This is a genomic window from Streptomyces sp. NPDC107562 (genome assembly GCF_055657325.1).
Genome location: NZ_JBVKBE010000010.1, coordinates 237086 through 251318, shown reverse-complemented (window position 1 = coordinate 251318; position 14233 = coordinate 237086). Strand labels below are relative to the sequence as shown.

Sequence of the window (14233 nt, the reverse complement as noted above, 5' to 3'; positions counted from 1 at the left end):
GGCGGCCGAGCCGGAGCCGGCCTCGAGCTAGGCGGCCGAGCCGGAGCCGGCCCGGCGCGGCGTCCTGCGGCGGGCCGCCGCGTCGCCGACGGGCCGGCCCTGGCCGGTGCGGCCCCGACGGCCCCGCCGGCTCTGGGACGAGGAGGCGCCGCCGGCACGCTGCGCGGGCGGCGCGGTGATGACCACCGGCACTCCGGAAGGCGCCTGGGCACCGGTGATGCGGGTCAGCTCCGCCTCGCCGGAGCGCACCGCCGTGATCCGGGGGGTGATGCCCGCCATGGTCATCAGCCGGCTCATGTCACGGCGCTGGTCGGGGGTGACCAGGGTGACGACGCTGCCCGACTCGCCGGCACGGGCCGTACGGCCGCCGCGGTGCAGGTAGTCCTTGTGGTCGCTGGGCGGATCGACGTTGACGACCAGGTCGAGGTTGTCGACGTGGATCCCGCGGGCGGCGACGTTCGTGGCCACCAGCACCGTCACCTGCCCGTCCTTGAACTGGGCCAGGGTCCGCGTGCGCTGCGGCTGGGACTTGCCCCCGTGCAGGGCCGCCGCGCGGACGCCGCTGCTCAGCAGGTGCTTGGTCAGCCGGTCCACCGCGTGCTTGGTGTCGAGGAACATGATCACCCGGCCGTCGCGCGCCGCGATCTCGGTGGTCGTGCGGTGCTTGTCCGCGTCGTGCACATGGAGGATGTGGTGCTCCATCGTGGTGACCGCGCCCGCGGAGGGGTCCACGGAGTGGACCACCGGGTCGGACAGGTAGCGGCGGACCAGCAGGTCGACGTTGCGGTCCAGGGTGGCCGAGAAGAGCATCCGCTGCCCACCCGGTCGCACCTGGTCGAGCAGGGCGGTGACCTGGGGCATGAAGCCCATGTCGGCCATCTGGTCGGCCTCGTCCAGGACCGTGATGTCGACGGCGTCCAGCCGGCAGTCGCCCCGGTCGATCAGGTCCTTGAGCCGGCCCGGCGTCGCGACGACCAGCTCCGCCCCGCCGCGCAGCGCGCTCGCCTGCCTGCCGATGGACATGCCGCCCACGACGGTGGCCAGCCGCAGGCTCACTGAGCGGGCGTACGGGGTGAGCGCGTCGGTGACCTGCTGCGCCAGCTCGCGGGTCGGGACGAGGACGAGGGCGAGGGGCTGCCGAGGCTCGGCACGCCTGCCCGCGGTGCGGGCCAGTGCGGCGAGGCCGAAGGCGAGGGTCTTGCCGGAGCCGGTGCGGCCCCGGCCGAGCACGTCGCGGCCGGCCAGCGAGTTGGGCAGGGTGGCGCCCTGGATCGGGAACGGCACGGTCACGCCTTCCCGGCCGAGCGTCGCCAACAGCGGCGCGGGCATGGAGAGATCGGCGAACGAGTCGACGGCGGGCAGCCCGGGAGTGACCGTCCTGGGCGGTGCGAATTCGCCCTGTACGGGCCGTCCGGCCTGCCGGTTTCCGTTGCTCCTGGAACGGCGCGGACCACCGGAGCGGTTGGCGCCGCCGCCGGCGCCCCCTCCGAAGCGCTCAGAGCGGTTGGACGTACGGGATGTGCGGGCACGCGTCATGCGGAACCTTCCTTGATGAGGCACGTGTCAAGGAATTCCCGCAGCGGTGGAGCGGCGCTGAGAATCTCGAGACGAGCCGAATGCGAGGGGGCCTGTGCGAACCGACGGGGAATGCGTCACCGTCCGGTGACCGGGTGGAGCCGTCCCGTCGTGCGCCCCGAAATACAGCGAGCCGGGGCCCGCACCCCAAGGTGCGGGCCCCAGCTGTGAAGTATGCGTCGCGCCGGTGGATCAGACGGGGACGATGTTCTCGGCCGTCGGGCCCTTCTGGCCCTGCGCGATGTCGAACGACACCTTCTGGCCTTCCTGCAGCTCGCGGAAGCCCGAGGTGGCGATGTTCGAGTAGTGGGCGAAGACGTCGGGGCCGCCGCCGTCCTGCTCGATGAAGCCGAAGCCCTTTTCCGAGTTGAACCACTTCACGGTGCCGGTAGCCATTTGATTTCTCCTTCGGAGGCGTTTTCCGGAATTGACCCTGTGTCAATTCCTTGTCGCCGTGTTGATTACCCCGTCGGAAATGAATCTTCTGGCAACCACACCTGCAACTGAGATCGACAGTAGCACGGTGCGATCGGCCCTGCACTGTCGATAATTGCGATCGGGTGCACGCCCGGGGAATACTCGCGGGGCCCCGCACCCAATTCTCACGTCGCAAGCACAGATATGGGCTCCCCCGGGCACCCTCTTCCCGCCCGCACACGACTGCGAACAGCCCCGTGACCTCCCCGGATGCCCCGAACCCGGCCGCCACCGCCGCGCACCACGACACCCACCCCGCCCCCCTGCACCGCGACGAAGGTCACATCTGCGTCTCGCGCCGCGATCTTCCTTCCCGGTACTCCTGAGCGGCCTGTTTCTGCTGTTACCCTCATGCCGCTGTGCGTGGGGGGCAGTTGGGGGCTGAACATTTTCGCAGCACCGTCGAACGTTGCCTGAGCGGCCGTTGCCGCGCCTTCACGCCCTTTCGTGGAGGCCCTGGAGGCGACGATGACCCCTCGCAACACCGTCCGTGGCGTCGTGGCCGCCGCTGCGGTCCTCGCCGTGACGGTGGGCCCCGGCCCGCTCGCGGTCACGGCCGGCGCGGACGACGCCGTCACGGGCGCCACGGTCGCGGCGACCGCGGACGCGGGCGCCGCCTTCGCGGGGGAGAAGGTCTTCCAGGCGGATCGCTACATACCGCGCGGGGACCGGATCCACACCGCCGGCCCCAGCGGCTATCTGCACGTCCAGGAAGGGCGTTCCGGGTACCTGTGGACGTCGTACGACACCGGTGCGACGACCGAGCTGGGGAACCTGCCCCGGCTCGAACGCCCCGCGTACCTCGGCTCGTCGTCAGATGTCGTGGCCGAGGTCGTCTCTCCCACCGAGAAGGTGGTCCTCAGGGACCTCGCCGCGGGCACCACCACGGACGTCGCCCTGACCCACGGCACCTACGCGGCCACCTTCGGCACCCATGTGCTGACCCAGGCCCGGGAGGCCGATGGCGACCGGGTGCTGTGGCTCCACGGCGACGGCGCCCCCGACGGCGGCACCCCGGTCGACGGATGGCCGACCGGGATCAGGACCGACTTCACCGTGCTGGGCGGCGACAGCCGTACCGCCGTCATCGGCTCCGCGCGGGGGAACGGTGAACAGCACCTGACGCTGGTGGACCTGGCCACCGCGACCGTCACCGGCGACGTGACCGTGTCCCAGGCTCCGACGGCCGTCGCGCTCGGCGCGGACCGGCTGGTCTGGTACCGGACCGACAGCGCGGTGGCCCACGTCCTGGACCGCGCCGACCTCTCCGCCGCCGAGACCACGGTGACGATGCCCGGCACCGGCACCCCCTCCGTGGGCCTCGCGGGGCGCTGGCTGGTGGTGGCCCGTGCCGTGCCGTCGTCCCCGGGTGACATGGTCGACGTGTCCGGCCAGCGGCTGATGGCCGTCCCGCTCGCGGGCGGTGCCCCGCTGACGCTGCTCCGGCACGCGCACGCCTCCCTCGTCACGGCGGACGACGGCAGTCTGCTGACCGTGGGTGGCACCGACTCCGGGCACTGGGCGGTACGCAGGGTCCGCGACACGGGGGCGGACACCCCCACGCTGACCGAGCTGACCGCCGTACCGCCGAAGGCCGCATGGATCTCGCGGCTGTCGCTGCAGAACGGTCTCCTGGCCACCTACGAGGCCGACAGCAGCTTCATGAGCGCCTACTACAGCCGGCGCATCGCGGCCGACGGCACGCCGAGCGCGCCGACCTGGATGAGCTGGGACCACGCGAAGACGGGCCCCTACGCCACCGGGGACGGCCGCGCGGTGACGTTCACGGCCGACTCGCTCCCCACGGGCTCGTACGTCCAGTCCCTCGACGACGACCCGGCCGGCTTCTTCTACCTGCCCTCGGCCTCCGGCAACATCCTCGACGTCTCCGGCCGCTACGCGCTCGTGAACGGTTCCTCCCCCGCCAAGCAGTACGTCGGCGACCTCGGTGTCCACACCGACCTGCAGCCCGTCGTCACCCGCTCCGTCACGGCGGCCTCCGTCTGGGGGACCAGTCTGTGGACGCCGGGGACGGGCACCGGTGTCGTCACCGCGAAGGACCTGAAGACCGGAAGGACCACCGACACCGTCCGCACGGGCGCCCCGTGCGTCCCCAGGGAACTGCAGGTGGTCGGGCGCTGGATCCACTGGTCCTGCGGCCCGACCGCGGCGTCCGGCGTCTGGGACCGCAAGGCCGCAAGGAACATCCCGGTCCCGTCCGGCCAGGCCCTGCTCGGCGACGGCTACCTCGTGCGGCACGACACCGCGGCCGGGGCACTCCTGCTCACCGCCTTCGCGGACGGCACCGCGAGCACCCGCAAGATCGGCGACCTCGCGGCCGGCGGTTCAGGCCTGCGCGGCGCGAGCTGGACCGTGGACAAGTTCGGCGGACCCGTGGCCTACATCGACACGGACAAGCGGATCCATCTCGTGCCCAGCGGGGTCCCCACCCAGCCGCTCTCGGTCATCGAGTCCGAGACGACCGACAACGCGTGGGAGAGCAGCGCGGCCAGAAGCCCGTGGTGGCAGTGGCGCGGACTGCTCGCCAAGCCGGCCGCCTCCTGGAAGGCCACGCTCACCAGCAAGGCCACCGGCGCGGTGGTCCGTACGCTCTCCGGCGGAGAGGTGAACGGCAACCTGACCGCGCGCTGGGACACGCGTGACACCAAGGGCGCACTCGTCCCCAACGGCACGTACACCTTCAAGCTGACGGCCCTGCCGGCCGACGGCTCGGGGCCGGCGCTGACGGTGTCCCAGACGGTGAAGGTGTCCGCCGGAGCCGCCGTACGCCGTGACTTCACCAACAACAGCACCTGGGCACCCGACGGAATCGGCGACCTGCTGACCCTCACCTCGTCCGGCGTCATCAGCTACCGGCCGGGCAACGGGACGGGGGCCGTCGGCACGATCATGCCGGCTTCCGGCTGGCCCTCCTCGGTGACGCCGATCCCGTTCGGTGATCTCGACGGCGACCGGCGCAACGACATCCTCGTCCGGTTCAGCAGCGGCGAACTGCGGGCGTACCGGACCATGCGGGGGCAGACCTTCCTCACGAGCACCCCGCGCACCTCGCTCGGCACGGGCTGGAACCAGTACGACGTGCTGACCTCGCCCGGCGACATGAGCGGCGACGGCCGCCCGGACCTGATCGCCCGCAGCTCCTCCACCGGAACCGTCTACCTCTACAAGGGCACGAGCTCCGGCAAGCTCTCGTCGCGCGTGAAGCTCTACAGCGACTGGAAGACGTACAAGAGGATCGTGGGCGTGGGCGACCTCAACGGCGACGGCGTCGGCGACCTGATCGCCCAGGACAGGTCCAACAACCTCTACCGGTACCTCGGCACGGGCAGCGGCACCCTCAAGCCGCGCGTGAAGCTGTTCTCGGCCTGGGGAGTCTCCTGCAACGCCGTCGTCGGCGTCGGCGACATCACCGGCGACGGCAGGGCGGACATCATCTCCCGCGACACCTCGGGCAACCTCTGGCGCAACAACGGCACCGGCAAGGGCTCCTTCGTGCCCCGCACAAAGATCGCCTCGGGCTGGCAGGTGTACAAGGGCGTGTACTGACGCGGGTCTGCGGACGGATGTTCTCCGCCGATGCCATGGATCGCGATCACGTTGCCGTGGTGGGAGCGCCGCAACGGCCCGAGCCTCGCTGCGGGGTCATGACCGGCAGCCGTGCGGTCCATGAGCGGCACCGCGACTTCGCGGCCCGATGCTGTGTCCATGACCTCGTGGACCGTGGCCACACCAGCCTGTCCGGTCCGTCGAGAAACTTGACGCCTCGGTCGCTGGTGATGGTCGGTCAGCCGGCCTTCCCCAGCAGATGGGGCGCGTAGGTCGCGACGGCCGCCATCAGCTCCTTCTTCGACGGGTTCACCATCGTGTGGCCGGCCACGGTGACGGTGGGCACGGTCTCGTTCCCGTCCGCGACCGACCGGACGAACGCCGCCGCATCCGGGTCGCGCCAGATGTTCACCTTGGTGTAGTGGAGCTGTGTGAACCGGAGTTGCGTGAGCAGCTTCATGCAGTACGTACACATCGGGCGCCAATACACGACGACGCCGCCGGGCTCCTCAGGCACAGATCGCTCCTTCTTTTTTCATGCTTGCCGGTCGGTGAGAGGCGGTCGCCGGCACAAAGGGAGGTGGCTTTCTTGCTGACCTTCGGTGAAGAAGTTATCTGCCCCGGCCGGCCACTGGCCCGGTACCCGATGTTCCCCGTGGTTTCCCGCACAACTTGGCACGCTTCTGGCATGCCTCCTCGGCGCATCAGATGTGCAGACTGATATCGCCCTCGGCTGACCCCGTAGCGATCACTGTGCAGCCATTGGCACGCTCCATCGCCGCAACGCAGATTCCGGTCCACGGAGCGGCGACCAATGCACCAGTGAACGCGTCCCATTCACGGATCAGGCCGTCCGTTCCCGAGGTGAACAGCCTCGCCGCTCCGCCCACCACAGCCGTGGCCGTCCGCGGGTACTCGGTGCCCAGCAGGATCGGTTCCCCGACTGGCTCACCGGTTGCCGCCTCCCAGCGCCAGAGTCGACCGTCGGAGTCCGTGCCGACGAGCAGGGCCGATCCGCTCGGAAGGACCACCGAGGTGATCTGGCGGATCGCGCCAGAGGGCCCCCGATGGGCTCTCCGATCGGTTCACCGGTCGCACAACCTGCCAGCCCCGACACGGGACGTGATCTGAGGTGTCTTCTAGCCCTGGGTCTCGCCGAGGACCTTGGTGACCTGCGTCTTCGCGGCTCGGAGACGGTAAGCCCGTGCGCAAGGGCGCTCCCTTCCGGCGCAGCAGCTTCGGGCGGAAGTGGCGGAAAGCCCGTGAAATCCTCGGCATTCCCGAGGGCTTACGGTTCCACGACCTCCAGCACACCGGACACACGTCGGCGGACAGCAAAAGGGCCCAGGTCACTGACCTGGGCCTTCTTCGTGGAGCGGGTGACGAGAATCGAACTCGCGCTCTCAGCTTGGGAAGCTGATGTTCTACCATTAAACTACACCCGCGTAAGACGCCGACCGAGGTCGGTGTCGGAATGCTCGCTTACTGTACCTCATCGCAGGCTCCCGGTGCTCGGACCGTGGGGCCTGTGCTTGTTCAGGGAGTGGGATGCGGCTGCGGGGTACGGGAGTTGGGGCGTACGGTGGAGGTGCGGAAGAGGGGCTGGGCGGGGTCGGAGTGCCGCCTGGAGGGCCGTCCCATTCATCCCGTAATGTGGCCTTCCTCGTCAGGGCGTCAGCCAGACGCGGCTCTTTGGGGAAGGGACTTCAGGACTTGATGGAGCGCACCGTCGTCCGTTGTGCCGATGGGCACGTGTTCACCACCGCTTCGTTCCCGATGCAGCAGGCCGATCGCCTCGGCCCTGGTCGGCTCCTGCGCTGTCCGCGCTGCGCGCGGTTGCGCAGTGTCGTGCCGGTCAGTCTGCAGAGGCGGTAGGGACAGGGACACCCGGAGACCGGGAGACACAGGTCTCGCCGTGGGCGCGTGGAGCCGTCGCGATTGTCCTGGCTCCGCGCGCCTTGCGTATCCTCGGGGCGTGCTTCTCTCAGACAAGGACATCCGGGCCGAGATCGACGCCGGGCGGGTGCGGATCGATCCCTACGACGAATCCATGGTCCAGCCGTCGAGCATCGACGTGCGCCTCGACCGCTACTTCCGGGTGTTCGAGAACCACCGGTACCCGCACATCGACCCCTCCGTCGAGCAGGCCGACCTGACGCGACTGGTCGAGCCCGAGGGCGACGAACCGTTCATCCTGCACCCCGGCGAGTTCGTGCTCGCGTCGACGTACGAGGTCATCACGCTTCCCGACGACCTCGCCTCCCGTCTGGAGGGCAAGAGCTCGCTCGGGCGGCTCGGGCTCGTCACCCACTCCACCGCCGGGTTCATCGACCCCGGGTTCTCGGGGCACGTGACCCTGGAGCTGTCCAACCTCGCGACGCTCCCCATCAAGCTCTGGCCGGGCATGAAGATCGGCCAGCTGTGCATGTTCCGGCTCAGCTCGCCCGCGGAGTTCCCGTACGGGAGCGAGCGGTACGGGTCGCGGTACCAGGGGCAGCGCGGGCCCACGGCCTCCCGGTCGTTCCTCAACTTCCACCGGTCCCAGGTCTGAGCCGTCCAGCCCTCCGGGCCCGCCGGCCGGCCCGAGCCCTGCCCCGAACGACAGAGTGGCATCAGTGACATGAGTGACGTACGAGAGAACCTCACCTACGAGCAGTTCGGCGTCGCCGTGCGCGAACTGGCGCAGGCCGTCGCGGACGACGAGTACGAGCCCGACATAGTGCTCAGCATCGCCCGTGGCGGGGTCTTCGTGGCCGGCGGGCTGGCCTACGCCCTCGACTGCAAGAACATCCACCTGGTGAACGTCGAGTTCTACACCGGCGTCGGCACCACCCTGGAGATGCCGGTCATGCTGGCGCCCGTCCCCAACGTCGTCGACTTCTCGGACAAGAAGGTCCTGATCGCCGACGACGTCGCCGACACCGGCAAGACGCTCAAGCTCGTGCGCGACTTCTGCCTCGACGCCGTCGCCGAGGTGCGCTCCGCCGTCATCTACGAGAAGCCGCACTCCCTGGTCCAGTGCGAGTACGTCTGGAAGCGCACCGATGAGTGGATCAACTTCCCGTGGTCTGTCCAGCCGCCCGTGGTGAAGCGGTCCGGGCAGGTGCTCGACGCCTGAGCGGGCTGGCCGACCGGGCGTCGTACGGGGAAGGGCCCCCGGCGGGATCGCCGGGGGCCCTTCCCCGTACGGATTGCCTCGAGAACGCGGGCTACACCGTGCCCAGCTTCACGATCGACAGCAGGGCGATCAGCTGGATCGCCGACGCGCCCAGCGCCTTCGGCCACGGCAGGTCGTGCGACTTGGACACCATCAGCGTGAGCAGGGCACCGCCCGCGACCCAGGTGGCCCAGCCGAGGATCTGGACGAAGGGGGCGTCACCGCCCAGGAACGTGGCGACGACCAGACGCGGGGCGTCCGTGATGGACATGATCAGCATGGAGAGGCCGACCGTCGGCTGCCACGCCCCGTCGCCGCCGAGCTGGCGGGCGAGGGTGTGGGTCACCACGCCCAGGACGAACGCGCTGAGCACCATCGCGACGGCCGTGGTCAGGACGATCGGGATGGCGTTGGACAGGGTCGCGTTGATCGCGTCCTCGCGCGCGCCGTCGAAGCCGAAGACCGCGATCAGGCCGTAGAGGAAGGTCACGATGAGGGCGGGGCCCCACATCGTGTAGTCGCGCATCTGCAGGAAGGTCTGTTGGGGGGCCATGACGATGCCCCTCAGCAGGTCCTTCCACTGCAGGCGCGGGCCGATCGGGGCGGCCGGGGCCGCGCCTGCGCGGTAGGTGCCGCTCTGGTGGTACGGGTCCTCGCCGACCGAGAAGACCTGCGTGTGGCCCGGGTTGTTGGCGGCGTACGGGTCCGGGCCGCCCTGCTGGTGGTAGGCGCCGTCGTCCCCGAAGTACTCCGGCTCGCCGCCGCCCGGACCGCCGTACCCGCCGTTCGTCTGCTGCCAGCCGGCGTTCCCGTAACTCTGCTGCCCTGGGTGCGGGTGCTGCGGGGCCTGGGGGTAGCCGTACGACGGCCCCGGCGCCTGCTGTCCGTGCGGGGGGTGTTGCGGTCGCGTGTGCGGGGCGCGGTCGTTCCGGCCGCCCCGTCCGATCCTGAATCCAGCCACGCCATCGAACGTACCTGGTCTCGGGAAGCGGTGGGCGGGGCCCGGGTTCCGTACCCGGGTTTGCTGCCGAGCTGTGACATCCCTTACGGACGTCCCCTACGGGTCCGCCACGCCCCACCCGGACGTCGTCGGCCGCGGACACGGGGGAGGATGGAGCCATGAGCGTAGTCAAGATCAATGTGCTGACCGTTCCCGCCGAGCAGCGGGAAGTCCTGGAGAAGCGGTTCGCCTCCCGTGCGCACGCCGTCGAGGGTTCCGACGGCTTCGAGTGGTTCGAACTGCTGCGCCCCGTCGAGGGCACGGACGACTACCTGGTGTACACGCGGTGGCGGGACGAGGAGTCGTTCCAGGCGTGGATGGAGGGGCCGATGAAGGCCGCCCACCAGGGTGCGGGGTCCGGGGAGGGCGGGGAGCGGCCACGGCCCGCCGCGTCGGGGTCGACGCTCTGGTCGTTCGACGTGGTGCAGCAGGCCGGGCCCAAGGCTTAAAGGGGCAGGGGGCACTGCACGGCCGGGCGCGGCCGTGGGCCGGTGGCGGCCCGGGGCCGCGCGGCTCAGCAGTTGCCCCATGTCTCCGAGAGGGCCGCGGGGATCTGCGGGATGTCGGCGCAGCCCCCGGCCCCACGGGGGAAGCTGTCGCCGGCGACGTAGGTCCAGGCGCCCGTCGAAGCGGTGCTGAAGTACTTGGTGACGCTGCCCTCGTCCTGGAGGGCCACGAGTTCGTCGAGCGTGGCGTCGGCGGTGGCCTGGAAGCGGGTCGCGGCGTAGCGGACGTCGCCGCACCGGCCGTAGAAGAACTGCTGCGGGACCGGCTGGATGTGGCTGAAGCGGGGGAAGCCGCGCCGGTAGGCGTCGGTGACGGCGGCCTTCACCTCGGCGGTGGCGGCGAGGTTGTGACAGCCGGGGTCGCTCGCCGGGGCCGGGCGGCGCGCGGCGGGCGTGGGCGATGCGGCCGTGACCGGGGCGGCGGAGGTGCGCGACGGTACGGGGGTGGCGGCGGCCGGGCTCGTGGGGGTGGCCGGGGTCGCGGGTGAGCGGGTGGGCACCGGGCTCGCGGTGGTGTCCGCGACCGGGGAGGCGTTCAGGGACGGTGCGGCGGAAGGGGCCACGGCGGCGGATCCGGAGTCCGGCGACTCCTGGCATCCGGTCAGCGCCAGGACCCCGCCCATGACCGCCACCACCGACGCACCTCTGAGACCGGGCATCGCGCATCCTCTCCTCGACGGACGAGTCACGGGCCGGCCCCCGTCCGCTCCGCGGCGACGGTTGCCGCCGGCGCGCCGCCGGCGAGTGACTCGTTCCTAGACACGTGGGCCGGGTGGGGGGTTGTGGGGAGCGGGATGCGGGTGGGTCTCGGTTCCGTCACGCCCCGGTACCGGCGTGTCCCCCCGCCACCGCTGCCGGGGCCGGGGGTCCAACGAGTGAATCCGGGTGCTTCGCGCGTGGGCCCGCGGCGGGCAGCGGGAAGGGCCAAGGGGCACACCCGACCAGCGCTGGCAGGGAGTACCCCCATGGCGAAGTTCCTCATCCAGGCCACCTACACGCCCGAGGGCACGAAGGGGCTGCTCAAGGAAGGCGCGAGCGGGCGGCGTGCGGCCGTCGAGCAGGTCGTCACCGGGCTCGGCGGGACCGTCGAGACGATGTACTTCGCCTTCGGGGAGGACGACCTCTTGATCATCGTCGACTTCCCCGATCCTGTCTCCATGGCCGCCGTCAGCCTCACCGTCAAGGCCAGCGGCGCGCTGCGTACGCGGGCGACCCCGCTCCTGACGCTGGACGAGATCGACGAGGCCACCCGGCGGCCGGTCACTTTCCGCGCCCCCGGCGGCGCGTGACCACGCCTGTCAGGCAGCGGACCGCGCCGGCGCGGCCGTCGTCGCGCTGACGACGCGGCGCCGCCTGCTCGGCAGCCCGAGGGTCGGGTTGGCGACGCCCCATGCGGCGCCCTTGCAGACCAACTCCTTGTAGACGGCGGCGAACCGTCCGGTCAGCGCCGCCCGCCGGGCGCGGTCGTCGGCGGTGACGTACTGGATGACGCCCTCCTTGCGGCCCAGCGAGACGCACTGGTTGAAGTAGCGCAGCGGAGCGTTCGGGAGCTTGCCGCCGGTCAGGCGGGCGGCGAGGGCGTCGGCGGCCTGCCACGCGGTGGGGATGCCCGAGGCGCACGACATCCGCAGCGGCTTGCCGCCGGGGCCCGCGACCTCGGCCGCGTCGCCGATGACGTAGACGTCGGGGTGCGAGAGGGACCGCATGGTCGCATCGACCACGATCCGGCCCGTGCCGCCGGCCTTCAGGGTCGTGGCCCGCGCGATCGGGTCGACGGTGAAGCCGGTGGTCCACACGGTGACCGCGGCCGGGACGGACGCGCCGTCGGCCGTGACGACGTGGTCGGGTCCGACGCCGGTGACGGTGGCGTGCTCGTGGACGGTGATGCCGAGCTTGCCGAAGACCTTCCGCAGATGACTGCGGCCCTTGGGCGAGAGCCAGTCCCCGAGACCGCCGCTCGCCGCGAGGGCGATGTCGAGGTCCGGCCGGGCCTCGGCGAACTCGGTCGCGGCCTCCAGGCCGGTGAGCCCGCCGCCGACCACGACCACGCGCTCCCCGGCGTCCAACCCGGCCAGGCGCTCGCGCAGCCGCAGCGCTCCGGGGCGGGAGGCGATCTCGTACGCGTGCTCGGCGGTACCGGGGACGCCTTGGCCGTTCCAGCCGCTGCCGAGCGCGTACACGAGGGTGTCGTACGCCAGTTCCTCGGCGCCGTCCGTGCCGGTCAGGGCGACGGTCTTGCGGTCGGCGTCGACGCCGGTGACCTTCGCGATCTTCAGTACGACGCCGGTGCCCGCGAACATCTCGCTGAAGGGCCGGGGCCTGAGGTGCCGGCCGACCGCGAGTTCGTGCATCCGGACGCGTTCGACGAAGTCGGGCTCGGCGTTGACGAGGGTGATGACGGCGTCTTCGCGGCGCAGCCGCTTGGCGAGGCGACCGGCGGCGACGGCTCCGGCGTATCCGGCTCCGAGGACGATGATGCGGTGCTGCATCTGAAGGCTCCTGTCTTGAGCGGGTTCGCCCTTTGAACCGGGCGGCCCGCCGTTTCCTGACGGGAACGGCTTGTGAAGCAGCTCACATCGCTGAAGCGGGCGCACACCTACGCCGCTCACGCCGAAGCGCGCGCAGGAGTGCAGGAGTCAGAAGGCGTGGAACAGCGGAGCGCCGTGCTCCTCGGCCGCCCACCGCCTGGTCGCGCGCTCCAGCTTGTCGGGGTTGACCTGGCTGCGGAAGGCGGCGATGCCCTCGGGGGTGATCTCCAGGCATACGACGCCGACGACCCGGCCGTCGAGCACGGCCACGATCGCCGGGCCCCCGTTGGCGGTCGTGACGTGGACCTCGGGCGAGCCGCCGACCAGGTCGCGCTTCGACTTGGCCGGCTTGAACAGGCCCCGCATGAACTTGGCGACCGCGAGGGCGCCCTGGAACGCCTTGGCGCGGGCCGGGACCTTCCCGCCGCCGTCGCCGATCGCGACGGCGTCCTGGGTGAGCAGCCGTACGAGCGGCTCGGTCTCGCCGCTGGTCGCGGCGGCGAGGAACTCGTCGACGACCCGCCGGGCGGCGGCCGCGTCGATCTCGCTGCGGGCCTTGCCGTCGGCGACGTGCTTCTTGGCGCGGTGGAAGATCTGCTGGCTGGCCGCCTCGGTGAGGTCGAGGATCTCGGCGATCTCGCGGTGCGGGTAGTCGAACGCCTCCCGCAGCACGTACACCGCGCGCTCGCCGGGGGAGAGGCGCTCCAGCAGGGCGAGGACGGCGTACGAGACCGACTCGCGCTGTTCGGCGGTGTCGGCGGGACCGAGCATCGGGTCCCCGGCCAGCAGGGGCTCGGGGAGCCACTGGCCGACGTAGGTCTCGCGTCGCGCGCGGGCCGAGGTGAGCTGGTTGAGGCACAGGTTGGTGAGGGCCTTCGTCAGCCAGGCCTCGGGGACCCTGATGTGGCCGGTGTCGGCGGCCTGCCAGCGCAGGAACGTCTCCTGCACGGCGTCCTCCGCCTCGCTCGCGGAGCCGAGCAGACGGTAGGCGATGGCCTCCAGGCGCGGCCTGAATGCCTCGAACCGATCGACGTCGTTCACCGTCAGGGCCATGGACCGGATTTTAGCGAGACCGCCACAGGACCGACGCCCCCACCTCCGCCGGGGTCGGGACAGGACCGAGGTCCTCCGCCGGGGCCGGGACAGGACCGGGGCCCTCCGCCCGGCCGGGACAGGACTGAAGCCCCCCGCCGGGGCCGGAACAGGGCCGAGGCACTCCGCCGGGGCCGGGAGAGGGTCGAGGCTCCCGCCCGTGCGGGACAGGACCGGCGTCCCAGCCCGGCCGGCACAGGACCGACGCCCCCGGCCCCGGCCGGCACAGGACCGGTGTCCCCGCCCGGCCGACACAGGACCGACGCTCCCGCCTCCGCCGGGGCCGGGACAGGACCGACGTCCTCCGCCCGGGCCGGGACAGGGCCGAGGC

At 71.3% G+C, this 14233-nt stretch carries 12 protein-coding genes and 1 tRNA gene; 5 read left to right on the top strand and 8 right to left on the bottom strand.

Features of this window, described 5'->3' with window-relative positions; genetic code table 11:
* Positions 1 to 27: 27 nt before the first annotated feature.
* Both ACZ7LV_RS26525 and ACZ7LV_RS26520 read right to left on the bottom strand, forming a co-directional pair.
* A complete protein-coding gene (locus tag ACZ7LV_RS26525; RefSeq protein WP_471942766.1) occupies positions 28 to 1536 on the bottom strand; it encodes a DEAD/DEAH box helicase in 1509 nt (502 codons plus the stop codon).
* 231 nt (positions 1537 to 1767) lie between these two features.
* Positions 1768 to 1971 (bottom strand): cold-shock protein, encoded by a 204-nt coding sequence (locus tag ACZ7LV_RS26520; protein WP_401675418.1) that lies wholly within the window; start codon positions 1969 to 1971, stop codon positions 1768 to 1770.
* Between the two features lie 549 nt (positions 1972 to 2520).
* Here ACZ7LV_RS26520 and ACZ7LV_RS26515 point away from each other — a divergent pair.
* Complete coding sequence (locus ACZ7LV_RS26515; RefSeq protein WP_471942764.1) at positions 2521 to 5619, top strand: FG-GAP repeat domain-containing protein; 3099 nt, start codon at positions 2521 to 2523, stop codon at positions 5617 to 5619.
* Positions 5620 to 5857: 238 nt separating this feature from the next.
* On the opposite strand, the gene ACZ7LV_RS26510 is transcribed toward ACZ7LV_RS26515, so the two are convergent.
* Positions 5858 to 6136, bottom strand: coding sequence for a glutaredoxin domain-containing protein (locus ACZ7LV_RS26510; protein WP_471942762.1), 279 nt, complete (start codon positions 6134 to 6136; stop codon positions 5858 to 5860).
* 854 nt (positions 6137 to 6990) lie between these two features.
* Positions 6991 to 7064: transfer RNA gene (locus ACZ7LV_RS26505), tRNA-Gly, on the bottom strand.
* A gap of 530 nt (positions 7065 to 7594) precedes the next feature.
* Between ACZ7LV_RS26505 and dcd the strand changes: the two genes are divergently transcribed.
* Entirely contained in the window at positions 7595 to 8170 is a 576-nt protein-coding gene (gene dcd / locus ACZ7LV_RS26500) for a dCTP deaminase (protein ID WP_471942760.1), read from the top strand.
* Positions 8171 to 8239: 69 nt separating this feature from the next.
* Positions 8240 to 8737 (top strand): phosphoribosyltransferase, encoded by a 498-nt coding sequence (locus ACZ7LV_RS26495; RefSeq protein WP_471942758.1) that lies wholly within the window; start codon positions 8240 to 8242, stop codon positions 8735 to 8737.
* Positions 8738 to 8828: 91 nt separating this feature from the next.
* On the opposite strand, the gene ACZ7LV_RS26490 is transcribed toward ACZ7LV_RS26495, so the two are convergent.
* Positions 8829 to 9737 (bottom strand): Yip1 family protein, encoded by a 909-nt coding sequence (locus tag ACZ7LV_RS26490; protein ID WP_471942757.1) that lies wholly within the window; start codon positions 9735 to 9737, stop codon positions 8829 to 8831.
* Between the two features lie 158 nt (positions 9738 to 9895).
* On the opposite strand from ACZ7LV_RS26490, the gene ACZ7LV_RS26485 reads away from it, so the two are divergent.
* Positions 9896 to 10225, top strand: a complete 330-nt coding sequence (locus tag ACZ7LV_RS26485; RefSeq protein WP_401675433.1) for an antibiotic biosynthesis monooxygenase family protein — start codon at positions 9896 to 9898, stop codon at positions 10223 to 10225.
* Between the two features lie 65 nt (positions 10226 to 10290).
* Here the strand turns inward: ACZ7LV_RS26485 and ACZ7LV_RS26480 are convergent, their stop codons facing one another.
* Complete coding sequence (locus ACZ7LV_RS26480) at positions 10291 to 10941, bottom strand: hypothetical protein (RefSeq protein ID WP_471942755.1); 651 nt, start codon at positions 10939 to 10941, stop codon at positions 10291 to 10293.
* 306 nt (positions 10942 to 11247) lie between these two features.
* Here ACZ7LV_RS26480 and ACZ7LV_RS26475 point away from each other — a divergent pair, with 306 nt between their 5' ends.
* The gene (locus ACZ7LV_RS26475) at positions 11248 to 11571 is read left to right on the top strand and encodes a GYD domain-containing protein (RefSeq protein WP_401675438.1); all 324 of its coding nucleotides are present in this window, start codon (positions 11248 to 11250) and stop codon (positions 11569 to 11571) included.
* 9 nt (positions 11572 to 11580) lie between these two features.
* On the opposite strand, the gene ACZ7LV_RS26470 is transcribed toward ACZ7LV_RS26475, so the two are convergent.
* Together ACZ7LV_RS26470 and ACZ7LV_RS26465 are read right to left on the bottom strand one after the other, a co-directional pair.
* Positions 11581 to 12771: an NAD(P)/FAD-dependent oxidoreductase gene (locus ACZ7LV_RS26470; RefSeq protein WP_471942754.1), complete on the bottom strand. Its 1191-nt coding sequence runs from the start codon at positions 12769 to 12771 to the stop codon at positions 11581 to 11583.
* A gap of 147 nt (positions 12772 to 12918) precedes the next feature.
* Entirely contained in the window at positions 12919 to 13863 is a 945-nt protein-coding gene (locus tag ACZ7LV_RS26465; RefSeq protein WP_471942752.1) for an RNA polymerase sigma-70 factor, read from the bottom strand.
* Positions 13864 to 14233: the final 370 nt, after the last annotated feature.

What these genes read in the sequence shown, in the direction of transcription:
- ACZ7LV_RS26525 (WP_471942766.1), bottom strand. Translation starts at nt 1,536, where the DNA reads ATGACGCGTGCCCGCACATCCCGTACGTCCAACCGCTCTGAGCGCTTC.
- ACZ7LV_RS26520 (WP_401675418.1), bottom strand. Translation starts at nt 1,971, where the DNA reads ATGGCTACCGGCACCGTGAAGTGGTTCAACTCGGAAAAGGGCTTCGGC.
- ACZ7LV_RS26515 (WP_471942764.1), top strand. Translation starts at nt 2,521, where the DNA reads ATGACCCCTCGCAACACCGTCCGTGGCGTCGTGGCCGCCGCTGCGGTC.
- ACZ7LV_RS26495 (WP_471942758.1), top strand. Translation starts at nt 8,240, where the DNA reads ATGAGTGACGTACGAGAGAACCTCACCTACGAGCAGTTCGGCGTCGCC.
- ACZ7LV_RS26485 (WP_401675433.1), top strand. Translation starts at nt 9,896, where the DNA reads ATGAGCGTAGTCAAGATCAATGTGCTGACCGTTCCCGCCGAGCAGCGG.
- ACZ7LV_RS26480 (WP_471942755.1), bottom strand. Translation starts at nt 10,941, where the DNA reads ATGCCCGGTCTCAGAGGTGCGTCGGTGGTGGCGGTCATGGGCGGGGTC.
- ACZ7LV_RS26475 (WP_401675438.1), top strand. Translation starts at nt 11,248, where the DNA reads ATGGCGAAGTTCCTCATCCAGGCCACCTACACGCCCGAGGGCACGAAG.
- ACZ7LV_RS26470 (WP_471942754.1), bottom strand. Translation starts at nt 12,771, where the DNA reads ATGCAGCACCGCATCATCGTCCTCGGAGCCGGATACGCCGGAGCCGTC.
- ACZ7LV_RS26465 (WP_471942752.1), bottom strand. Translation starts at nt 13,863, where the DNA reads ATGGCCCTGACGGTGAACGACGTCGATCGGTTCGAGGCATTCAGGCCG.